Genomic DNA, 22,609 nt, shown 5'->3' with positions numbered 1-22,609 from the left:
GTCGTGTGAAGTGGCTTAGAAGTCCGCGCTGCCCGGGGCGCGCGGGTAGGGGATCGCATCGCGGATGTTGGACAGGCCGCAGACGTACACCACCAGGCGCTCGAAGCCGAGGCCGAAGCCGGCGTGCGGCACCGAGCCGTAGCGACGGAAATCGCGGTACCAGCTGTAGTGCTCGCGGTCCAGGCCGAACTGGGCCATGCGCGCGTCCAGCACGTCCAGGCGCTCTTCGCGCTGGCTGCCACCGATGATCTCGCCGATGCCGGGGGCCAGCACGTCCATCGCGGCGACGGTCCTGCCGTCATCGTTCAGGCGCATGTAGAAGGCCTTGATGTGCTCCGGATAGTTGGTCACCACCACCGGGCGGCCGACGTGTTCCTCGGTCAGCCAGCGCTCGTGCTCGGTCTGCAGGTCCAGGCCCCATTCGACCGGGAAGTCGAACTTCTTGCCGGACTTCTGCAGCAGGCTGACCGCATCGGTGTAGTCGATGCGTTCGAACGGTGCGTTGATGAAGTCTTCCAGCTTGGTGATCGCGTTCTTGTCCACGCGCTCGGCGATGAAGGCCAGGTCGTCGCTGCGCTCGTTCAGCACGGCGCGGAACAGGTACTTCAGGAACTCTTCGGCCAGGCGTGCATCTTCGGCCAGGTCGGCGAAGGCGATTTCCGGCTCGATCATCCAGAACTCCGCCAGGTGGCGGGTGGTGTGGCTGTTCTCGGCGCGGAAGGTCGGGCCGAAGGTGTAGACCTTGCTCAGCGCCAGGCAGTAAGCCTCGACGTTCAGCTGGCCGGACACGGTCAGGAAGGTTTCCTTGCCGAAGAAGTCGCGGCTGAAATCGATCGCGCCCTTCTCGTCACGCGGCAGGTTCACCATGTCCAGGGTGGACACGCGGAACATCTGGCCGGCGCCTTCGGCGTCGGAGGTGGTGATGATCGGCGTGCTGATCCAGTTGAAGCCGTTCTCGTGGAAGAAGCGGTGCACGGCCTGGGCCAGGCAGTTGCGGATGCGGGTGACCGCGCCGAACAGGTTGGTGCGCGGGCGCAGGTGCGCCACTTCACGCAGGAACTCCGGCGACATCGGCTTGGGCTGGATCGGGTAGGTGAGCGGGTCTTCGACCCAGCCGACCACTTCCAGCGCGCTGGCCTGGATCTCGAACGACTGGCCCTTGCCCTGCGACTTCACCAGGGTGCCGGTGGCGATGACCGAGCAGCCGCTGGTCAGGCGCTTGATCTCGTCGAAGTTGGCCAGGGTGTCGTTGGCCACGACCTGGATCGGGGCGAAGCAGGAGCCGTCGCTTACATTCACGAAGGCCAGATTCGCTGAACCGCGCACCGTGCGCACCCATCCGCGTACCGTGACTTCGCCGCCTTCCGGGATCTTCCCGGCAAGCGCATGTTCAACGCTGACCACCGTCATGACTTGAATCCTCTGCTGATCGACTCGATCTGTGAACACGGGAGTTTACCGGTTGCAGTGTTCCGCTTGCGAGGCATTTTTCGCGGCAACGGCTCCTTATAATGTCCCCGTACCTCTGGAGTAGCCCCATGGCCGTCAGCCTGACCCCCATTGCCTTCGAGCGCGTGCAGCGCTTCGTCGCCCAGACCCCCGGCGCGCTGGGCCTGCGTTTCGGCGTGACCAAGACCGGCTGTTCCGGCTGGGGCCACGTCACCGACCTGGCCCGCGACGAGCGCGAGGGCGATACCGTGTTCGACCAGGACGGCGTGAAGATCTACGTCGATGCCAAGAGCCTGGCGCTGGTGGACGGCACGGTGATCGACTTCGGCAAGCACGGCCTGAGCGAGACCTTCACGTTCAGCAACCCGAACGCCACCGCCGAGTGTGGCTGCGGCGAGAGCTTCACCACCGACGCCGACAAGGCCTGAGGGCCGGCCGGAGCCTGATCGCTCTGGTAACGGCCAACCTGGGTTGGCATGGGGCTGCTCCCGGGTTCAGGTTGCCCTATGGCCCGCCGGTTGCCCGGCACCCCCATCTGCGCCATAATGCGCGGCTTCCTGCCTTCCTGGCGGGAATCCTTGCCCCACCGCGGTCTCAACGGCGGGGGGCTGTCCGGCCGCAAGGCCACATCCGAAAGGTAGAAAAAAACATGAGTCGTCATTACGAAATCGTGTTCATGGTCCACCCGGACCAGAGCGAGCAGGTCCCGGCCATGATCGAGCGCTACAAGTCGCTGGTCGAGAACGGTAACGGCACCATCCACCGCCTGGAAGACTGGGGCCGCCGCCAGCTGGCGTACCCGATCCAGAACCTGGTGAAGGCGCACTACGTGCTGCTGAACATCGAAGCCGACCAGGCCGTGCTGAACGAGCTGACCGAAAGCTTCCGCTTCAACGACGCCGTGCTGCGCAACCTGGTCATCAAGCGTGACGAGGCTGACACCGAGCAGTCGCTGATCATGAAGAGCAAGGACGAGAAGGGTGACAAGCCGGAGCGCGGTGAGCGCCGTCGTCGTGACGACGAAGAAGGCGAGTCCACCACCACCGCTGACAACGAAGCCGGCGACGACGCCGCTTCCGCCGCCTAAGGAGCCTTCCCATGTCCAAGTTCTTCCGTCGCCGCAAGTTCTGCAAGTTCACGGCTGAAGGTGTGAAGGAGATCGACTACAAGGATCTCAACACCCTGCGCCAGTACCTGACCGAGAACGGCAAGATCGTGCCGAGCCGCGTCACCGGTACCAAGTCGAAGTACCAGCGCCAGCTGGCGACCGCCGTCAAGCGCGCTCGCTTCCTGGCCCTGATCCCGTACACCGACAACCACGACGTCTGATGCCCGGCGGGGCGGCCCGGTGCCGCCCCCGCTGTGCCAGCTATTCGGACAGCCTTTGTTGCGGGGCGTCGCCTCGCTAACGAATAACTCATCTGGAGCAATACCATGCAGCTGATCCTCCTGCAGAAAGTCACCAACCTCGGCAACCTGGGCGACCTGGTCGACGTGAAGCCGGGCTACGGCCGTAACTTCCTCGTGCCGCAGGGCAAGGCCGTTCCGGCCACCGAGAGCAACAAGGCCGAGTTCGAAGCCAAGCGCGCCGAGTACGAAGCCAAGGCCCAGGCCATCCACGCCGACGCTGACGCCCGCAAGGCCAAGCTGGAAGGCGCGAGCGTGACCATCGCCGCCAACGCTTCGACCGAAGGCAAGCTGTACGGCTCGGTCGGCGCCCGTGAAATCGCCGATGCCTTCACCGCTGCCGGCCTGCCGGTCAGCAAGAGCGAAGTCATCCTGGGCGAAGGCGCCTTCCGCAACATCGGCGAATACGACGTGCTGGTCCACCTGCACGCCGACGTCGAGACCACCGTCAAGGTCGTCGTCGTCGCCGAAGCCTGATCCCACGCCGCAAGGCCTGGAATCACCGCAGAACGGGCACCCGCAAGGGTGCCCGTTTTGTTTTGTGGCCCGCTTTCGTGGTGTTGAGCCCTGTCCCGCCGGCGAGGCGGGGCCGGGCAATGTTCCACGCCCATTCGTAGAACACGGCCACATCGGTATACTCAGGGCGTCACACCCGTTCCACGGGCATCGATCCCAACAGGATCAATGACTTGGAGGGTAAACGCAGGCCGCTTGCCGGCCCCAGTCCGGAACCCCTATGCGTCTTTCCACGATCAAGCTGTCCGGCTTCAAGTCGTTCGTCGATCCGACCACCCTGCACCTGCCGACCAACATGACCGGCGTGGTGGGGCCCAATGGCTGCGGCAAGTCGAACATCATCGACGCCGTGCGCTGGGTCATGGGCGAAAGTTCGGCCAGCCGCCTGCGCGGCGACTCGCTGACCGACGTGATCTTCTCCGGCTCCAACGCCCGCAAGCCGGTCTCGCAGGCCACCGTCGAGCTGATCTTCGACAACTCCGACCATACGATTTCCGGCGAATACGCCTCGTTCAACGAAATCTCGGTCAAGCGCACGGTCAGCCGCGACGGCACCAGCAACTACTATCTCAACGGCACCAAGTGCCGTCGCCGCGACATTACCGACCTGTTCCTCGGTACCGGCCTGGGCCCGCGCAGCTACTCGATCATCGAGCAGGGCATGATCAGCCAGATCATCGAGGCGCGCCCGGAAGACCTGCGCGTGTACCTGGAAGAGGCGGCCGGTATCTCCAAGTACAAGGAGCGCCGCAAGGAGACCGAGACCCGCATCCGCCACACCCGCGAGAACCTGGACCGGCTGGGCGACCTGCGCGACGAGATCAGCAAGCAGCTGGAGCACCTCAAGCGCCAGGCCCGGCAGGCCGAGCAGTACCAGGCCCTGCAGGAAGAGCGCCGGGTCAAGGACGCCGAGTGGAAGGCCCTGGAATTCCGTGGGCTCGACGGCCGTCTGTCCAAGCTGCGCGAAGGGCTGTCACAGGAAGAGACCAAGCTGCAGCAGCTGATCGCCGACCAGCGCGATGCCGAGGCCCGCATCGAGACCTCGCGCGTGCGTCGCGAAGAGGCCGCCGATGCGCTCAATACCGCGCAGGCCGCGGTCTACCAGGTCGGCAGCACGCTGGCGCGCCTGGAGCAGCAGATCCAGCACCAGCGCGAGCTGTCGCAGCGCCTGCACAAGGCCCGCGACGAGACCCGCCAGGCGCTGGCCGAACTGGGCCAGCACATCAGCGGCGACGAGGCCAAGCTGATGGTGCTGCGCGAGGCGGTGGAGGCTGCCACCCCGCAGCTGGAGGAGCTGCAGGAAGAGAACGAGATCAAGCAGGAAAGCCTGCGCGAGGCCGAGGAGCGGCTGGCCAGCTGGCAGCAGCGCTGGGAACAGCATACCTCGCAGAGTTCGGAAGCCTCGCGTGCCGGCGATGTCGAGCGCACCCGCGTGGACTACCTGGACAAGCAGGTCCTCGACGCCGACCGACGCCGCGAAGCACTGGCCGCCGAGCGCGCCGGGCTGGACGTGGACGCGTTGGAAGAAGCCTTCGAGCAGCTGCATCTGCAGCACGACACGCAGAAGACCGCGCTAGACGAACTGGGCGAAGAGGTGGAACACCGCAAGCAGGGCGTGGCAGCCGTGCAGGAGCAGCAGCGCAACGGCCAGAACGAACTGGCCGAACTGCGCAAGCAGGCCAATGGACTGCGCGGCCGCCTGGCATCGCTGGAAACCCTGCAGCAGGCCGCGCTCGGCCAGGAGCAGGGCGCTGCCGTGGCCTGGCTGAAGGCGCATGGACTGGATTCGGCGGCGCGTGTCGGCGAACGCCTGGATGTCGATGCTGGTTGGGAAAATGCGGTCGAAAGTGCGCTCGGCCAGTTGATCGAAGGCGTGCTGGTCGATGACCCGGCCGGGCTGGTCGATGCGCTGGGTGAGCTGGGCGAAGGTCACATCGCGCTGGTTGCCGACGATGATGCGGACCTGAAGGTTGCCCCGACCTCGCTGGCGGCACGCGTGCGTGGCCCGGCCGCGATCCGTCGCCTGCTGGCGCACCTGCACGGTGCACGTGATCTGGCCGAGGCGAAGACGCTGCAGGCCAGCCTGCCCGAAGGCGATTCGGTCATCACCCAGGGCGGCGAGCGCCTGGGCCAGGGCTGGCTGCGCGTTTCGCGCTCGGGTGCGGCCCAGCAGGGCGCATTGCTGCGCGAACGTGAGATCAATGAACTGCGCGAGCAGATCGAACAGTTGCAGGAGCGCGAGGCTGAGCTGGAAGAGCAGCTGGCTGGCTTCCGCGAACAGTTGCAGGCCGCCGAGCAGCAGCGCGAAGACGCGCAGCGCACGTTGTACCAGGCCCATCGTGCGGTCTCCGAGCTTGCCGGCCAGCTGCAGGGCCAGCAGGGCAAGGTGGAAGCCGCTCGTACCCGCATCGACCGCATCGAAGGTGAACTGAAGCAGCTGCAGGAAACGCTGGAAGCCAACAATGAGCAGGCGCGTGAAGCGCGCTCGCGGTTGGAGAATGCGGTCAGCAGCATGGGTGATCTGGAATCAACCCGGCAGCGCTTGGAGGGCGAACGCCGCCAGCTGACCGAGGCGCGCGACCTCGCCCGTGATGCTGCGCGTGCGGTGCGCGAACGCTCGCATTCGCTGGCGCTCACCCTGGAATCGCAGCGTGCGCAGCTGGCGTCACTGAGCCAGGCCCTGGAGCGCATGGGTACCCAGCGCGGGCAGCTGGATTCGCGCCTGGGTGAACTGCACTCGCAGCTGGATGAAGGTGATTCGCCGGTCGAATCGCTGCAGGCCGAGCACCAGAACGCACTGGAAGAACGGGTGCGTGCCGACCGCGTGCTGACCGAGGCGCGCACGCTGCTCGATGGCATCGACGCCGAGCTGCGCAACTACGAGCAGACCCGTCATCAGCGCGACGAGCAGGCGCTGGCCCAGCGCGAGCGTATTTCACAGCGCAAGCTGGACCAGCAGGCGCTGGTGCTCAGCGCGGACACCCTGCAGGGCGCGGTGGAAAAGGCCGGTTTCGTGCTGCAGGACGTACTCAATGCACTGCCCGAAGACGCCCGCCTGGGCGACTGGGAGCAGGCCGTGCACCAGATCGACGGCCGCATGCGCCGGCTGGAGCCGGTCAACCTGGCGGCCATCCACGAGTACGGCGAGGCCTCGCAGCGCTCGGAGTACCTGGATGCGCAGCATGTGGACCTGACCACCGCGCTGGAGACCCTGGAGGACGCCATCCGCAAGATCGACCGCGAGACCCGTGGCCGTTTCAAGGACACCTTCGACCGCGTCAACGCAGGCGTGCAGGCGCTGTATCCGCGCCTGTTCGGTGGCGGCCATGCCTACCTGGAGCTGACCGGTGAAGACCTGCTCGACACCGGTGTGACCATCATGGCGCGTCCGCCGGGCAAGCGTGTCTCCAGCATCTCGCTGCTGTCCGGTGGCGAGAAGGCGATGACTGCGGTGGCGCTGGTGTTTGCCATCTTCCAGCTGAACCCGGCGCCGTTCTGCCTGCTGGACGAGGTGGACGCGCCGCTGGACGAAGCCAACGTCGGCCGCCTGGCCAACATGGTGAAGGAAATGAGCGAGAAGGTGCAGTTCCTGTTCGTCAGCCACAACAAGGCCACGATGGAAGCCGCCCACCAGCTGTCGGGCGTGACCATGCGCGAGCCGGGCGTCAGCCGCCTGGTCAGCGTGGACCTGGAAGAAGCCGCGCGATTGGCGGGCGCGGCCTGACGTGCCATCCTAGTTACCTGAATGAACTAGCCGGAGAACCTATCGAATGTCCGACACGGCACTGTTGCGCATCGGCATCCTGGCCGCCGGCCTGCTGTTGATCGCCGCGATCTTCCTGTTTGGCCGTCCGAAGAAGAAGCCCCAGGGGCGCCGCGTGGAAAGCGCGGAGCCAAGCAGTGGCGAGCGCCGCGAGCCGGTGCTGGGCGAGGATGGCGTCGCCGTGGCCGATGGCCGGGTCGAACCGGGCATGGGCGGCGAAGGCGAGCAGGCCGAACTCGGCCTGGCCGACACCGACGCCGGGGCCAGCGATCTCGGCAAGCGCGCCACCCAGGACTTCGACAAGATCGTCTCGTTGTTCGTGGCCGCCCGCGCCGGCGAGCAGCTGCGCGGCGAGGACATCGTGGTCGCGGCCGAAAAGACCGGCCTGGTGTTTGGCCACATGAATGTCTTCCACCGCCTGGTGGAGGCCCATCCCGAGCGCGGCCCGATCTTCTCGATGGCCAGCATCATGAAACCGGGCAGCTTCGACATGGCCAATATCCGCGCCATGGAAACCCCGGCGATCGCCTTCTTCCTGACCCTGCCCGCGCCGCTGACCGCGCTGGACGCCTGGGAGAAGATGCTGCCGACCGTGCAGCGGATGGCCGAACTGCTGGATGGCGTGGTGCTGGATGACAGCCGCAATGCCCTGGGCCGCCAGCGCATCGCGCACATCCGCGACGAACTGCGCGCCTACGACCGCCAGCACCAGGCACCGCCGCTGACCAAGACGCCGCGCTGGTAAGCGCCATGGCGTGCCGGCCAACGGTCGGCACCCACCGTCGGTCGTTGTTCGGTATCCCCGGGTAGATCCACGCCATGCGCGGATGGCGTTGTGTAGAGTCGAGCCATGCTCGACTGGGGCCTTCCCTACACATCTGACCGCATTCAAGCGATACCCGACCGGACCCGGTCCGGTAATGCTCAGGCATGCCCAGCCCACGTCTCCTGAAAGGTCGTTGGTCGCAATCCCGGAATGTCTACGCGATCACCACGATCACTCACCGCCGTCAGCGATTCTTCGATGACGCCGATCTGGTGGCACTCGCGGTGGCGACGCTGCAGCGCCTCCAGCAGGAGGGCCGATGTATCAACCTCGCTTGGGTGGTCATGCCGGACCACATTCATTGGTTGATGCAGCTTCGCGGAGGAACGCTTGCTGCTTCGGTGCAGATCATGAAATCCCGGTGCAGTAGGTTGTCAGGAACCGACGGGCCACTTTGGCAGCGGGGGTATTACGACCACGCTGTGCGATGTGATGAGTCCCTGCGGAGTCAAGCACTGTACATTGCCGCCAACCCTGTCCGTGCGGGCCTGGCGGAACAGTTGGGCGAGTACCCGTTTGCGTGGTGCCGATGGTTTGATCGGGCCCCGTAGGGTATGAGTCGAGCATGGCTCGACTCTACAAATGGCCCTGTCTGGCGTGCCGACCAACGGTCGGCACCCACCCGGCGGGGTTATGCCGGTACGCCGGCCACCTTCGCGAACGCTTGGCGGAATGCCGCCATCTCCTCTTCGGTGCCCACGGTGACGCGCACGCGCTGCGGCCAGATCGGCCAGCTGCGCCCGATCACCACGCCGTTCTCGGCCATGGCCTTGGCGAATGCGCCACCGTCGCGCTGGACATCGACCACGAAGCAGTTTGCCTCCGAGGGCAGGCAGCTGAAGCCGCGCTTGCCCAGCCATGCAAGGGTGGTCTGTCGTGCCTTCGCATTCTGCAGTCGTCGCTGCGCGATCAGTTGCGGGTCGCGAAGGCTGGCCAGTGCCGCCGCCAGTGCGGGCACCGGCAACGGGTTGTCGCCGAGGCTGGCCAGCTCACGCAGGCGGTCGGGATGGGCCGCCGCAACGCCCAGTCGCAGGCCGGCCATGCCGTACAGCTTGGAGAACGTGCGCAGCACGATCAGGTCATCGCGCTGTGCAACCTGTGTGATCAGGCTCGGCTGCTCGCTGTACTGCAGGTAGGCCTCGTCGACCAGCACGCGGGTGGCTGCGGGCTTGTGGGCCAGCAGCCAGGCGAGCTCGTCCGCTGGGCTGATCGAGCCGGTCGGGTTGTTCGGGTTGCATACGTACAGCAGCCCGGTGGGGCGTGCATGCGCGGCAGCGACCATCGCGCGCAGGTCGTGTGCACCGTCATCGCGCAGCGGCACCTTCTGCACGTGCGCACCATGTGCGGCAGCGACCTCGCCCAGCGTCTCGAAGGTCGGGTCGGCCACCACCAGCCCCGCCTGCGGGCCGGTCCACAACGTGGCGGCGCGGTTCAGCGGTTCACTGGAGCCGGGGTACAGGCGCACGTGGTCGGCGGAAATGTGCGCCTGCTCGATGAAGGCGTCGCGGACCTGGCCCGCCAGCGCGAAGCGATAGCGGCCGCACTGGGCGATGCTGTCGCGCGCCGCCTGCTGCGCAGCGGGAGAGGGACCGTAGGGGCATTCGTTGAAATTCAGCAGCACGGCGCCCTCGCCAGGGGCAGTTGCCGCGGCTGCGGCGGGCTGTGCCTGGCCAGGATGTGGCAGGCCGGCGCCTGCCACGGCGAGGCCGGCACCGGCCAGTTGCAGGAAGCGTCGACGGGAGGCGGGCAGGGTCATGGGCGGGATTCCAGAGGGCAACCGACGCACGCTAACGCTGGTGGTGATGGGCGGCAAGCCCGCTTGTTGTGGATTCGAGCCATGCTCCATTGGAGATGTGCCAACCAAGGTTGGCACCTGCCAGGGCGGGGGAGCGCCAGTCGAGCAAGCTCGACTCTACAAAGGGCGCCGGCGTTACAGGGCCTGACGGCCGGGCGCGGTAGAATTCCCGGCCATCCCAGAACCACCGGATCCCGATGAGCCCCAGCCCCGCCGAACGCGCCGAAGACCTTCGCCGGCAGATCGCCCAGGCCAACCGCGCCTACCACGAGCTGGATGCGCCGGAGATCCCCGACGTCGACTACGACCGGCTGGTGCGCGAGCTGGAAGCGCTGGAGCGCGAGCATCCGGAACTGGCACGTGCCGACAGCCCGACCCAGCAGGTTGGCGCGCGTCCCTCCGGCCGTTTCCCGGAAGTACGCCACGCGGTTCCGATGCTGTCGCTGTCCAATGCCTTCAGCGATGAGGAAGTGGCCGACTTCGTGCGCCGCATCGATGAGCGCCTGGGCCGTCGCAGCCTGCAGTTCTCGGCCGAGCCGAAGATGGATGGCCTGGCGATCAGCCTGCGCTACGAAGAAGGTCATTTCGTGTTGGGCGCCACCCGCGGCGATGGCAGTACCGGCGAGGACGTGACTGCCAACCTGCGTGAGATCGGCGACATCCCCAAGCGCCTGCATGGCAAGAACTGGCCCGACGTGCTGGAGGTGCGCGGCGAGGTCTACATGGCCCGCGCCGACTTCGAGGCCTACAACGAACGTGCGCGCCAGCAGGGTGGCAAGGTGCTGGCCAACCCGCGCAATGCCGCCGCCGGTTCGTTGCGCCAGCTGGACCCGAAGATCAGCGCGCAGCGCAGGCTGAGCTTCTTCGCCTACGGCACCGGCGAGGTGCAGGGCGGCGAACTGCCCGACACCCATTCGGGCACGCTGGCCCAGCTTGGCGCCTGGGGCTTCCCGGTCAGTGCGCTGTGCAAGGTGGTGGAAGGCACCGACGGCCTGCTCGGCTATTACCGCGATATCGGTGAGCGCCGCGATGGCCTGCCGTTCGACATCGATGGCGTGGTCTACAAGCTGGATGACCGCGCCGGCCAGCAGGCGATGGGCTTCGTCTCGCGCGCACCGCGCTGGGCCATCGCGCACAAGTTCCCGGCGCAGGAACAGAGCACGACCGTGGAGGCGATCGAGATCCAGATCGGCCGCACCGGTGCCGCGACGCCGGTCGCGCGACTGGCGCCGGTGGCGGTGGCCGGTGTGATCGTGTCCAACGCCACCCTGCACAACGCCGACCAGATCGCACGCTTGGATGTGCGCGTGGGCGATAGCGTGATCGTTCGCCGCGCCGGTGACGTGATCCCGGAAGTGGTCAGCGTCATCCTCGACCGCCGCCCGCCGGGCACCACGCCATGGCAGATGCCGACGCGCTGCCCGGTGTGCGGTTCGGAGATCGTGCGCGAGGAAGGCGCTGCAGCATGGCGTTGCTCGGGCGAACTGTCCTGCCCGGCACAGCGCAAGGAAGCCATTGCCCATTTCGCCTCGCGCCGCGCGATGGACATCGATGGTTTGGGGGACAAGTACATTGAAACCCTGGTCGACGCGGGCATCGTCAAGAGCGTGGCCGACCTGTACCGCCTCAACCGCGACCAGCTGCTGCACCTGAAGCTGGTGCTGGATGCTGAAGACCCTTCCGCACTGGCCGCCGCGCTGAAACTGCACCTGCCGGCCGAAGGCAGCGGTGCGGTGCTCAACGCGGTGCTCAAACTGGATGGCACTGATCCGGGCTGGCGCGCACAGGCGCTGGTACAGCCGGCCAGCTTCGATTGGAACACGAAGAAGATCGCCACCAAGTGGGCCGACAACCTGATCGCGGCGATCGATGCAAGCCGCGCCGCCACGCTGGAGCGCCTGCTGTTCGCGCTCGGCATCGAGCACGTGGGCGAGAGTACGGCCAAGGCGTTGGCGCAGTGGTTCGGTGATCTGGAGCTGATCCGCCACCTGCCGTGGCCACTGTTCAAGCGCGTACCGGACATCGGCGGCGAAGTGGCGCGTTCGCTCGGTCACTTCTTCGAGCAGCAGGGCAACCAGCAGGCCATCGATGACCTGCTGCAGGTCGGCCAGGTGCGCATCAGTGATGTGCATGCGCCCAGTGCAAAGTTGCGCGAAGGCCTGGATCTTGCGCAGCTGCTGGTTGAATCGGAAATCCCCGGAATCACGCGCCTGCGCGCGGAGAAGCTGGTGGCGGCGTTGCCGGGCGCCCAGGCGGTGCTGGATGCCGAACATGGCCAGTTCGTCAACGCGGGCCTGCCGGACGACACCGCGCGCGGCCTGGCGCAGTGGCTGGACGCCGAAGGTCATGGCGTGATGCTGCTGGCGGCCGAAAAGGCGATGCAGCAGATCCTGGCCAACGCGCCGGCGCTGGCCGAGATCGTGGCCGGCCCGCTGGACGGGCAGACCGTGGTGCTGACCGGCACCCTGGCCCAGCTCACCCGCGATGCCGCCAAGGAGCGCCTGGAAGCGCTCGGTGCCAAGGTCTCCGGCAGCGTCTCGAAGAAGACCAGCTTCGTAGTGGCCGGTACCGAGGCGGGCTCCAAACTGGACAAGGCGCAGTCGCTGGGCGTACCGGTCTGGGACGAGGACCGCCTGCTGGCCTACCTCGCCGAACACGAATGATGACTTCGCCGGGTGCCTCGCGCCCGGCCTGAAACACAAAGGAACACCGATGCAGACCGCCCCGCTGGATTTCCGCCTCGCCACCCGCGCCGACGAGGAACGGTTGATCGCGTTGATGCGCGAGTTCTATGCCGAAGACAGGATCGACTTCGATGATGCGCGCGTGCGTCGCGGCGTGGATGCACTGCTGGCCGACCCGCGCAACGGCGAAGTGCTGCTGTGGTTGGACGAGGCGGCTGACGTGGTGGGCTACGCGGTGATCGCGATGGGCTTCAGCCTGGAACAGGGCGGCCACTTCATGCTGCTGGACGAGCTGTACCTGAGCCATCGCGCGCGCGGTCGTGGCCGTGGCAAGCAGGCGCTGGCCATCTGCGAACAGCGCGCCCGCGGGCGGGGCGTCAGCCGGCTGCGCCTGGAAGTGAACCACCACAATGAACTGGCGCGCCGCCTGTACCTGGCCAGCGGCTACATCGATGACACCCGTGACCTGCTGACCCTGCCGCTGGACCATCCGCGTCCGGAGGGGATCCTGTGAGCGCGGCCCTGCTGCGCACGCTGCAGCAGCGCGCGTCACTCAATGCGCTGGTGCGTCGCTTCTTCGCCGAGCGCGATGTGCTGGAGGTGGAGACGCCGATCCTGTCGGTGGCGGGCAACACCGAACCGAACATCGACAGCTTCCATACCGATTTCACCGGCCACGTCGATGCCGGCGGCCGCCGCCGCTGGCTGCGCACCTCGCCGGAGTATCCGCTCAAGCGCCTGTTGGCGGCCGGTGTTGGCGACTGCTATGAGCTGGGCCGGGTGTTCCGCAACGGCGAGGCCGGTGGCCGCCACAACCCGGAGTTCACCATGCTGGAGTGGTACCGGGTCGGCTGGGACCACCACCGGCTGGTGCAGGAAACCGCCGAGCTGGTCGGCCAGGCGCTGGCCCTGGTCGGGCGCAGTGCATCCCTGCGTGTTCTGAGCTACCGCGAGCTGTTCCAGCAGCATGTGGGCGTGGACCCGTTCGACGCCGATGAGGCCGCACTGCGCGCCGCACTGGGCGATGTGCATATCGATCCGGTCGGCCTGACCCGCGATGATTGGCTGGATCTGTTGATGACCCACCATATCCAGCCGCATTTCGATGACGCGGTGATGACCGTGGTGCATGACTGGCCCGCCAGCCAGGCAGCATTGGCCCGCATCCGCCCCGGCACGCCGCCGCTGGCGGAACGCTTCGAGTTGTACCTGGGGCCGGTGGAGCTGGCCAACGGTTATCACGAACTGAACGATGCCCACGAGCAGCGTGCGCGTTTCCAGCGTGACCTGCAGCGTCGGCATGAGCGCGGTCAAGTGCAGCCGGCGCTGGACGAAGCGTTGCTGGCCGCATTGCCGTCGTTGCCGGCCTGTGCCGGCGTCGCCGTCGGCGTCGACCGCCTGCTGATGGCGATGAACCGCACGCCACGCATTGCCGATGTGCTGGCCTACGACTTCGCCCATGCGTGAGCGCAGCGCTTTGCTGAACATCGAAGACTGAACGGATTGCTGCGTTCGCGCGCTTGCTTCGGCAAGCAGGATGATGCTCTTATCACGGCAGATGCGAGACACTGGCATCGGAATTCGTCCACTCCTGTTGGGGAAGGCATTGGTCAAGTGGTTTGCGGTCGTCGCTGCTCCGGTGTACTCCATCGCGCTCTGGGGTGCCTGGCTGCCGTCCTCGGCGTCTGCCCAGCAGGTTGGCTACGACGATGCAGTGGTGACCTGCGAATCGCGTGACATGGCGTGGGTGCATTGCGATATCGATGTCAGCAATGGCGTCGACCTGGTCCGCCAGCTGTCCAACAGCAGCTGCATCCGTGGCAGCGAATGGGGGACCGACCGCAGTGGCGTCTGGGTCACTCTGGGCTGCCGCGCCGAGTTCCGCGCGCGCCGCGCTGCCGGTGCCACCGGCGCTGCCACCGAAGGCAAGCGCCTGGTCCGTCGCGTGGTGCGTTGTGAATCCAACGGCCGCCCGCAGAGCTGCCCGGTGCGCCTGGACGGTGCCCCGGTACGCCTGCTGCGGCAGCTGTCGGCGCTGCCGTGCCGGGAAGGGCAGGGTTGGGGCTACAAGCGCAATGAAGTGTGGACCAGCCGCGGCTGCCAGGGTGATTTCGAGGTGGCCGATGATGAGGGCCGCTTCGTCGACGTGCCGCGCAGGCTGACCTGCGAATCGAAGTCGAAGAAGCGCCGCTTCTGCGGCGCCAGCATCTCGGTGGGGGCTGCCGTCTCCGAGCAGCTGTCCAACACGCCGTGCGAGGAGGGCAGCACCTGGGGCTGGAACCGCAACGGGATCTGGGTGGACGGCGGCTGCCGCGCCGAATTCCTGGTGAACTGAGCCGGGCAGGCTCCAACGCTGCCGGGCGTGGCCCTACAATGGGCCCATGAACACTGCCTCCGACATCGATTACGCCCGCTACGACCACATCCGCCCGATCCTGTGGACCGGCGATGCCCTGCAACTGCTGGACCAGCGCAAGCTGCCGTTCGTGGTCGAGCATGTGGTCTGCCATGACAGTGACGAGGTCGCCTCGGCCATCCACGCACTGACCGTGCGCGGTGCGCCGGCGATCGGTATCGCGGCTGCCTGGGGCGTGGTGCTGGCGGCACGTGACGTGCAGGCGGCCGATGGCATGCAGGCACTGCAGCAGCTGGAGCCGGCGCTGCAGCGCTTGAACGCTTCGCGTCCGACCGCAGTCAACCTGGCCTGGGCGCTGGCACGCATGCGCCGTTGCCTGAACGCTGCCGGCCCGGACTGGAAGGCATTGCTGGCCGCGGAAGCGCAGGCCATTGCCGAGGAAGACCTGGCCGCCAACCGTCACATGGGGGCGCTGGGCGCGGGCCTGATCGACGCTGGCAGCGGGGTGCTGACCCATTGCAATACCGGCTCGCTGGCCACCGCCGGCTTCGGTACCGCACTGGGCGTGATCCGTGCCGGCATGGCCCAGCACCGCATCGCCCGTGTCTTCGCCGGCGAAACGCGGCCGTGGCTGCAGGGCGCGCGCCTGACCGTGTGGGAGCTGCAGCAGGATGGCATCGACGCCACCCTGATCGCCGACTCGGCAGCCTCGCACCTGATGAAGACCGGTGCCGTGCAGTGGGTGATCGTCGGTGCCGATCGCATCTGCGCCAATGGCGATACCGCCAACAAGATCGGCACCTACCAGCTGGCCATTGCGGCCCGCCACCACGGCGTCAGGTTCATGGTCGTGGCACCGTCCTCCACCGTGGACATGGAGACCGTGGACGGCAGCCAGATCGAGATCGAGCAGCGCGATCCGGGCGAGCTGTACGGCGTGGGCGGCACCCGCACCGTGGCCGAGGGCATTGCCGCCTGGAACCCGGTATTCGACGTCACCCCGGGCGAGCTGATCGACGCCATCGTGACCGAGCGCGGGGTGATCCTGAACCCGACCGTGGAGAACATGCGCGCCGCCTTCGGCGGTTGAAGCGCAGGGGAGGGGCAGCGTGACCTCCGCCCCCGGGTCGTGCCGGCCGCTGGCCGGCAACCCCTAAGTTCCTGATTTGTTCCGGTAAAATCCCCGTAAAGGGAGGCGGAAAACGGCCTGTTGTGGTAGTATCCACAGGTTGAATCGAGGTTCCGGCACGACCCCCTCCCGCAGAGGGCTGCGCCGGACTGGACCGCTACCAGACAACGGAACCCGAATGGCAGAAACCGCCAAGGAAATCATCCAGGTCAACCTGGAAGACGAGATGCGCAAGAGCTACCTCGATTACGCCATGAGCGTGATCGTGGGCCGCGCGCTCCCGGATGCGCGCGACGGCCTCAAGCCGGTGCATCGTCGCGTGCTGTTCGCGATGAACGAGTTGAACGCGCACAGCAACAAGCCCTACTTCAAGTCGGCGCGTATCGTCGGTGACGTCATCGGTAAGTACCACCCGCATGGCGATCAGTCGGTGTACGACACGCTGGTGCGCCTGGCACAGCCGTTCTCGCTGCGTTACATGCTGGTCGATGGCCAGGGTAACTTCGGTTCGATCGACGGCGACTCCGCCGCGGCGATGCGATACACCGAGGCGCGCATGTCGCGCCTGGCGCATGAGCTGATGGCGGACATCGACAAGGAAACTGTCGATTTCCAGCCCAACTACGACGAAAAGGAACTGGAGCCGACGGTCATGCCGACCCGGTTCCCGAACCTGCTGGTCAATGGTTCGGCCGGTATCGCGGTGGGCATGGCGACCAATATCCCGCCGCACAACCTGAGCGAATCGATCAACGCCTGCATTGCGCTGATCGACAACCCGGACATCGATGTCGACGGCCTGATGGAGTACATCCCGGGCCCGGACTTCCCGACCGCCGGCATCATCAACGGCACCGCCGGCATCGTCGCCGGCTACCGCACCGGCCGTGGCCGCGTGCGCATCCGTGCCAAGGCCGATATCGAGGTGGCCGACAACGGCCGCGAATCGATCATCGTCACTGAAATTCCTTACCAGGTGAACAAGGCGCGTCTGATCGAGAAGATCGCCGAGCTGGTCAAGGAAAAGAAGATCGAAGGCATCAGCGAGCTGCGCGATGAGTCCGACAAGGACGGCATGCGCATCTACATCGAGATCAAGCGCGGTGAATCTGCCGAGGTTGTGCTGAACAACCTGTACCAGCAGACGCAGATGGAGTCGGTGTTCGGCATCAACATGGTGGCGCTGGTCGATGGTCGCCCGCAGTTGATGAACCTCAAGCAGATGCTGGAGGCGTTCGTCCGCCACCGCCGCGAAGTGGTCACCCGCCGCACCGTGTTCGAGCTGCGCAAGGCGCGCGCCCGTGCCCACGTGCTGGAAGGCCTGACCGTCGCGCTGGCCAACATCGACGAGATGATCGAACTGATCAAGACCTCGCCGAACCCGAACGAAGCCCGCGAGCGCATGCTGGCACGCGTGTGGGAGCCAGGCCTGGTCGGTGCGATGCTGGGCGCCGCCGGTGCCGAAGCTTCGCGTCCGGAAGACCTGCCCAAGGGCGTGGGCCTGATCGAGGGCGGCTACCAGCTGACCGAGATCCAGGCCACCCAGATCCTGGAAATGCGCCTGCACCGCCTGACAGGGCTGGAGCAGGATCGCCTGACCGACGAGTACAAGCAGCTGCTGGAAGTGATCGCCGGGCTGATCCACATCCTGGAAGATCCCGACCGCCTGCTGCAGGTGATCCGCGAGGAACTGGTCAACGTCAAGGCTGAATTCGGCGACGAGCGTCGCACCGAGATCCGCCACAGCGAAGAAGACCTGGACATCCTCGACCTGATCGCGCCGGAAGACGTGGTGGTCACCGTGTCGCACGCCGGCTACGTCAAGCGCCAGCCGGTGAGCGTGTACCGCGCGCAGCGCCGCGGTGGCCGTGGCCGTAGTGCGGCGGCGACCAAGGAAGAGGATTTCATCGAACAGCTGTGGCTGGTCAACACGCACGACACGCTGCTGACCTTCACCAGTTCGGGCAAGGTGTTCTGGCTGCCGGTGTACCAGCTGCCTGAAGCCGGTTCCAACGCCCGCGGCCGTCCGATCATCAACTGGATCCCGCTGGAGCCGGGCGAGCGCGTGCAGGCCGTGTTGCCGGTGCGCGAGTACGCCGATGGCCAGTTCGTGTTCTTCGCCACGAAGAACGGTACGGTCAAGAAGACTCCGCTGGGCGAGTTCGCCTTCCGCCTGGCCCGCGGCAAGATCGCGATCAACCTGGACGAGGGCGATGCGCTGGTCGGCGTCGGCCTGACCGACGGTGAGCGTGACATCCTGCTGTTCGCCTCCAACGGCAAGACCGTGCGCTTCGGCGAGGACAAGGTCCGCTCGATGGGCCGTACCGCGACCGGCGTGCGTGGCATCAAGATGCCGGCGGGCGAGGAAGTGGTCAGCCTGATCGTGGCCGAAAGTGCCGGTGGCAGCGAGGACGAGAACGAGGACGACAACGGTGTCGAGGAAATCGCAGCCAATGGCGATGCGGTGATCGACGGCGCCGACGACGCCAGCGTGCAGTACATCCTTACCGCCACCGAGAACGGCTACGGCAAGCGCACCCCGCTGCCGGACTACCCCCGCAAGGGTCGTGGCACGCAGGGCGTGATCGGCATCCAGACCACCGAGCGCAACGGCAAGCTGGTCGCCGCGGTGCTGATGGGCTCCGGCGATGAAGTCCTGCTGATCTCCGATGGCGGCACCCTGGTGCGTACCCGTGGCTCGGAAATCAGCCGCGTCGGCCGCAACACCCAGGGCGTGACCCTGATCCGCCTGTCCAAGGACGAGAAGCTGCAGGCGGTGGAGCGCATGGATGCCTCGATCGACGAGGACGAGGACGAGGTGGCCGCCGCCGCCCCGGCCGCGACCGACGGCATCCCGGCTGCTGCCAGCAGCGAGGACGCCGCGCAGGAGTGATCCTGCCGCCAGGTTGAGGTACCCGACGACGCCGGCCCTGTGCCGGCGTCGTCGTATCCGGATGCCACATATACGCGCGCGCTTCACGTCGGCGGTGGGATAAGGGCGCATGCTGCCCCGGAGATCGACGATGTCCGCCACGCCGCAGTCTGCCTCCGCTCCTTCCTCCCGCCACCCTCTGGTCACCGTGCTGTCGCTGCTGCTGGTCGTGCTCGGCCTGGTCATCGGCGGGCTCGGCGCGTGGCTGCTCAGCCTCGGTGGCTCGGCCTACTATGCGATCGCCGGGTTCGGCCTGCTGCCCAGCGGCATCCTGTTGTTCGGCAACCGCCGCAGCGGTGCGCTGCTGTACGCGTTGGTGTTCCTCGGCACGCTGCTGTGGACCTGGTGGGAATCGGGCAGTGATTACTGGCGCTGGGTGCCGCGGCTCGGCCTGGTGACTGTGCTTGGCATCGTGCTGGCGCTGCTGGCGCCGACCCTCCACCAACCCGTCTCCAGGCGCCTGTCGCGCAGCGTCGCCGGCGTGCTGATGCTGGTGTTCGTGGCGGCCTTCGGCCTGGCGTTTGCGCCTCATGGCGAAGTGGATGGGCATCAGCCTTTCCCGGAAGGTGCAGCCAGTGCCGGCCTGGAGCCGACCCGGGACACCACCGGCCTGCAGCCGGCCGACCAGCCTGCCGACGGTGATTGGCCGGCGTGGGGCCGCAGCAACGCCGCCACCCGTTACTCGCCGCTGCAGCAGATCACGCCGGCCAACGTCGGCACGCTGCAGCTGGCCTGGCAGTTCCGGACCGGTGACCTGCCGAAGAAGCGCTGGGGCGCGGAAACCACGCCGCTGAAGATCGGCGACCGCCTGTACCTGTGCACCGCCCGCAACCGGCTGATCGCGCTTGATGCCGCCAGCGGCAAGGAGCTGTGGCGGTTCGATCCCAAAGTGAAGGATGCCTCGATCCCGTACACCGCCGCCTGCCGCGGTGTGAGTTACTACGAGCAACCGAGCGCACCGACCCTGGCCGATGCGGCACTGGCGGATGTCGCTGCCGATCTGGCACTGCCGGAGCCACCGCCCAGCGTGACCCGGAGTGCTGCGCCGGGCAGCCATCCGGCCTGCTGGGCGCGCATCATCGAAGGCACGCTGGACGGCCGCCTCATCGCGGTGGATGCCGGCAGCGGCCGGCCCTGCGCCAACTTCGGCAACAACGGCCAGGTCGACATCACTCTGGGCATGGGCGAGGTACCGCCGGGGTACGTGTCGATCACTTCGCCGCCGGCCATCGTGCGCGGGGTGATCGTCACCGGCCACCAGGTGCTGGACGGGCAGCGTCGCGATGCACCGTCGGGGGTGATCCAGGCCTACGACGCGATCACCGGCAAGCTGCGCTGGGCGTGGGACATGGACCAGCCCGATCGCAGCGGCCTGCCGCCGCGCGAACAGACCTATACGCGTGGCACGCCGAACATGTGGACCACGGCTACCGGTGACGAGGCATTGGGGCTGGTCTACCTGCCGCTGGGCAATTCGGCCGGCGACTACTGGAGTGGTTCGCGCACGGAAAACCAGAACCGCTACGCGACCTCGCTGGTGGCCATCGATGTGGCCACCGGCAAGCCGGCCTGGCATTTCCAGGCGGTGCGCAAGGATGTCTGGGACTACGACCTGGGCTCGCAGGCCAGCCTGATCGACTATCCAACGGCAGCCGGCAAGGTGCCGGCGATCCTGCTGCCGACGAAGCAGGGCGACATCTACATCCTCGACCGCCGCAACGGCCAGCTGCTGAGCGCCGCCGAAGAGCGCAAGGTACCTGTCGGCGGTGTCGAGCCAGAACAGCGCTCACCCACCCAGCTGTTCTCGCTGTATCACACGCTGCGCCGCGAGCATGACCTGACCGAGCGCGACATGTGGGGGCTGACCCCGATCGACCAGCTGGTCTGCCGCATCCAGTTCCGCAAGGCGTACTACGAAGGCTTCTACACGCCGCCGAGCAGTGATCGTCATTCCATCGAGTACCCCGGCTACAACGGCGGCTCGGACTGGGGCAGCGTGTCCATCGATACCCGTCGCGGCGTGGTCGTGGCCAACTACAACGACATGCCCAACTACAACCGGCTGGTGCCGCGTGCCGAGGCCGACCGGCTGGGCTGGCTGCCGCGCGAGAAGATCCGGGCCGACCGGGGCGCTGGCGAAGGTGCCGGCGATCCACAGGTCGGCACGCCGTATGGCATCCAGGTCAATGCCGGCTGGCGGCTGCCGTTCACCGGCCTGCTGTGCAAGCAGCCGCCGTATGGCGGCATCCGGGCCATCGACCTGCGCACCGGCAAGCTGCTGTGGGACCGCCCGTTCGGCAGTGCCCGTGGCAATGGACCATTCGGCATCCGTTCGGGCCTGCCGATCGAGATTGGCACGCCCAACAACGGCGGTTCGGTGGTGACCGCCAGCGGCCTGATCTTCATTGCCGCGGCCACCGATGACCTGTTGCGCGCCATCGATCTGAAGAGCGGCAAGGAGTTGTGGCATACCACGCTGCCGGCGGGCGGGCAGGCCAACCCGATGGTGTACGAACAGGATGGCCGCCAGTACGTGGTGATCGTGGCGGCCGGACACCATTTCATGGAAACCCCGAAGGGCGATTATGTGATGGCCTATGCGCTGCCGGAACCGGGGCGGCCGGTCGCCGCCCGCGCTCCCTGATGATCGATCAAACCGTCACTACCACCTTGCCGATCTGCTCGTTCGATTCCAGGTAACGATGTGCGTCCTGGATCTGCGCGAACGGGAACACCCTGGCGATCTTCGGCGCCAGCGTGCCCTTGTCCAGGCCATCGACGATGAACGCCTTGGCCCGGGCCAGTGCGGCATCGTCGGAGACGATTTCCGAATACAGGTAACCCTTCAGGGTCAGCGACTTGCCCAGTACGTTGAACAACGGGAACGGCGTGGGTTCGCTGCTCAGCGCGCCGTACTCCAGCAGGATGCCGCCACGCGCCATCGCTTCGGTCAGCGGCACGAACTGCGGGCCACCGATCGGATCGAACACCACGCGGGCACCGGCGCCATTGGTGATGCGCGCTACTTCGGCCACCAGATCCTGTTCCTCGGTGGCGATGACATGGGCGGCACCGGCATCGAGCAGGGCCTGGCGCTTGCCCGGGCCACGCGTGACCGCGATGGGCGTGGCGCCTACGGCATTGGCGATCTGGATCCCGGCCAGGCCGACGCTGCTGCTGGCGGCGGTGATGATGACGAAATCCCCCGCGGTCAGTTGCGCCTGTTCCAGCAGTGCGCCCCAGGCTGTGACGTACTGCATCCACACTGCGGCAGCCGTTTCAAAGTCCAGTGTCTGCGGATGTTTGACCACCAGTCGCGCGGGCACGTTGGCCAGCTCGCCATAGGTGCCCCAGCGTGCGATATCCAGCGGCGGTATCACGCTGACCGCATCGCCTGCAGCGAAGCCGCTCACCGCACTGCCGATGGCTTCAACCACGCCGGCCGCTTCGTAGCCCAGGCGGCTGGGGAACTGCGCTTCCTGCAGGTAGGCACCATTGCGGAACATCACCTCGGCGCGATTCAGGCCGATGGCCTTGACCCGGATCTGGACCTCGTCGGCGGCGGGGGCGGCAACGTCGATGTCGTCGATTCGCAGTACATCGGCATTGCCGTATTCGTGGATGCGGACAACCTGGCTCATGGGGGGGGCTCCGAGAAAGGGCCGACGAGGGCGCCGGCGAAAGGGTGAGGGCTACTGTGCGCGTAGTCTGTACCCAGAATAAGGGGTAATCTCGTGTTTCATTGAAAACGG

At 66.7% G+C, this 22,609-nt stretch carries 17 protein-coding genes; 14 read left to right on the top strand and 3 right to left on the bottom strand.

All coding sequences use genetic code 11. The features are described from left to right. Positions 1–15: 15 nt before the first annotated feature. Entirely contained in the window at positions 16–1,410 is a 1,395-nt protein-coding gene (gene asnS, locus K5L94_RS14555; RefSeq protein ID WP_053450222.1) for an asparagine--tRNA ligase, read from the bottom strand. A gap of 128 nt (positions 1,411–1,538) precedes the next feature. On the opposite strand from asnS, the gene K5L94_RS14550 reads away from it, so the two are divergent. The 7 genes from K5L94_RS14550 (at position 1,539) to K5L94_RS14515 (ending at position 8,512) form a co-directional block, all read left to right on the top strand. Further along, positions 1,539–1,877 carry a HesB/IscA family protein gene (locus tag K5L94_RS14550; protein WP_006452998.1) on the top strand — a complete coding sequence of 113 codons (339 nt, stop codon included), beginning with the start codon at positions 1,539–1,541 and terminating at the stop codon, positions 1,875–1,877. A 221-nt stretch (positions 1,878–2,098) separates the two neighbouring features. Continuing rightward, a complete protein-coding gene (rpsF, locus tag K5L94_RS14545) occupies positions 2,099–2,536 on the top strand; it encodes a 30S ribosomal protein S6 (RefSeq protein WP_049445625.1) in 438 nt (145 codons plus the stop codon). Positions 2,537–2,547: 11 nt separating this feature from the next. Next, complete coding sequence (gene rpsR, locus K5L94_RS14540; protein WP_002804494.1) at positions 2,548–2,778, top strand: 30S ribosomal protein S18; 231 nt, start codon at positions 2,548–2,550, stop codon at positions 2,776–2,778. 105 nt (positions 2,779–2,883) lie between these two features. Continuing rightward, positions 2,884–3,333, top strand: coding sequence for a 50S ribosomal protein L9 (gene rplI, locus K5L94_RS14535; RefSeq protein WP_006452981.1), 450 nt, complete (start codon positions 2,884–2,886; stop codon positions 3,331–3,333). 259 nt (positions 3,334–3,592) lie between these two features. After that, positions 3,593–7,096: a chromosome segregation protein SMC gene (smc, locus tag K5L94_RS14530; RefSeq protein WP_274510739.1), complete on the top strand. Its 3,504-nt coding sequence runs from the start codon at positions 3,593–3,595 to the stop codon at positions 7,094–7,096. Positions 7,097–7,142: 46 nt separating this feature from the next. Then, positions 7,143–7,880, top strand: a complete 738-nt coding sequence (gene zipA / locus K5L94_RS14525; RefSeq protein ID WP_053450220.1) for a cell division protein ZipA — start codon at positions 7,143–7,145, stop codon at positions 7,878–7,880. 185 nt (positions 7,881–8,065) lie between these two features. Then, positions 8,066–8,512, top strand: coding sequence for an REP-associated tyrosine transposase (locus K5L94_RS14515; protein ID WP_053450219.1), 447 nt, complete (start codon positions 8,066–8,068; stop codon positions 8,510–8,512). A gap of 80 nt (positions 8,513–8,592) precedes the next feature. Here the strand turns inward: K5L94_RS14515 and K5L94_RS14510 are convergent, their stop codons facing one another. Further along, positions 8,593–9,717 carry a pyridoxal phosphate-dependent aminotransferase gene (locus K5L94_RS14510; protein WP_274510738.1) on the bottom strand — a complete coding sequence of 375 codons (1,125 nt, stop codon included), beginning with the start codon at positions 9,715–9,717 and terminating at the stop codon, positions 8,593–8,595. Positions 9,718–9,947: 230 nt separating this feature from the next. Here K5L94_RS14510 and ligA point away from each other — a divergent pair, with 230 nt between their 5' ends. The 7 genes from ligA (at position 9,948) to K5L94_RS14475 (ending at position 21,501) form a co-directional block, all read left to right on the top strand. Beyond that, positions 9,948–12,419 carry an NAD-dependent DNA ligase LigA gene (gene ligA / locus K5L94_RS14505; protein ID WP_274512636.1) on the top strand — a complete coding sequence of 824 codons (2,472 nt, stop codon included), beginning with the start codon at positions 9,948–9,950 and terminating at the stop codon, positions 12,417–12,419. A 49-nt stretch (positions 12,420–12,468) separates the two neighbouring features. Next, on the top strand, positions 12,469–12,954 hold the full coding sequence (locus K5L94_RS14500; protein WP_053450216.1) for a GNAT family N-acetyltransferase: 486 nt from the start codon (positions 12,469–12,471) through the stop codon (positions 12,952–12,954). After that, entirely contained in the window at positions 12,951–13,907 is a 957-nt protein-coding gene (epmA, locus tag K5L94_RS14495; RefSeq protein WP_053450215.1) for an EF-P lysine aminoacylase EpmA, read from the top strand. The genes K5L94_RS14500 and epmA overlap by 4 nt, the downstream gene beginning before the upstream one ends. Positions 13,908–14,046: 139 nt before the next feature. Beyond that, on the top strand, positions 14,047–14,775 hold the full coding sequence (locus K5L94_RS14490) for a DUF3011 domain-containing protein (protein ID WP_053450214.1): 729 nt from the start codon (positions 14,047–14,049) through the stop codon (positions 14,773–14,775). Positions 14,776–14,821: 46 nt separating this feature from the next. Next, positions 14,822–15,886: an S-methyl-5-thioribose-1-phosphate isomerase gene (gene mtnA, locus K5L94_RS14485; RefSeq protein ID WP_053450213.1), complete on the top strand. Its 1,065-nt coding sequence runs from the start codon at positions 14,822–14,824 to the stop codon at positions 15,884–15,886. 217 nt (positions 15,887–16,103) lie between these two features. Then, positions 16,104–18,818: a DNA gyrase subunit A gene (gene gyrA, locus K5L94_RS14480; RefSeq protein ID WP_053450212.1), complete on the top strand. Its 2,715-nt coding sequence runs from the start codon at positions 16,104–16,106 to the stop codon at positions 18,816–18,818. A gap of 130 nt (positions 18,819–18,948) precedes the next feature. After that, positions 18,949–21,501, top strand: a complete 2,553-nt coding sequence (locus tag K5L94_RS14475) for a membrane-bound PQQ-dependent dehydrogenase, glucose/quinate/shikimate family (protein WP_274510737.1) — start codon at positions 18,949–18,951, stop codon at positions 21,499–21,501. A gap of 7 nt (positions 21,502–21,508) precedes the next feature. Here the strand turns inward: K5L94_RS14475 and K5L94_RS14470 are convergent, their stop codons facing one another. Then, on the bottom strand, positions 21,509–22,498 hold the full coding sequence (locus K5L94_RS14470; protein WP_274510736.1) for a zinc-dependent alcohol dehydrogenase family protein: 990 nt from the start codon (positions 22,496–22,498) through the stop codon (positions 21,509–21,511). Positions 22,499–22,609: the final 111 nt, after the last annotated feature.

The sequence above is a fragment of the Stenotrophomonas forensis genome, from assembly GCF_028752115.1.
GTDB lineage: Bacteria > Pseudomonadota > Gammaproteobacteria > Xanthomonadales > Xanthomonadaceae > Stenotrophomonas > Stenotrophomonas forensis.
Note: the sequence above shows the minus strand (reverse complement) of the source record. Positions and strands in the feature narration are given on the sequence as shown.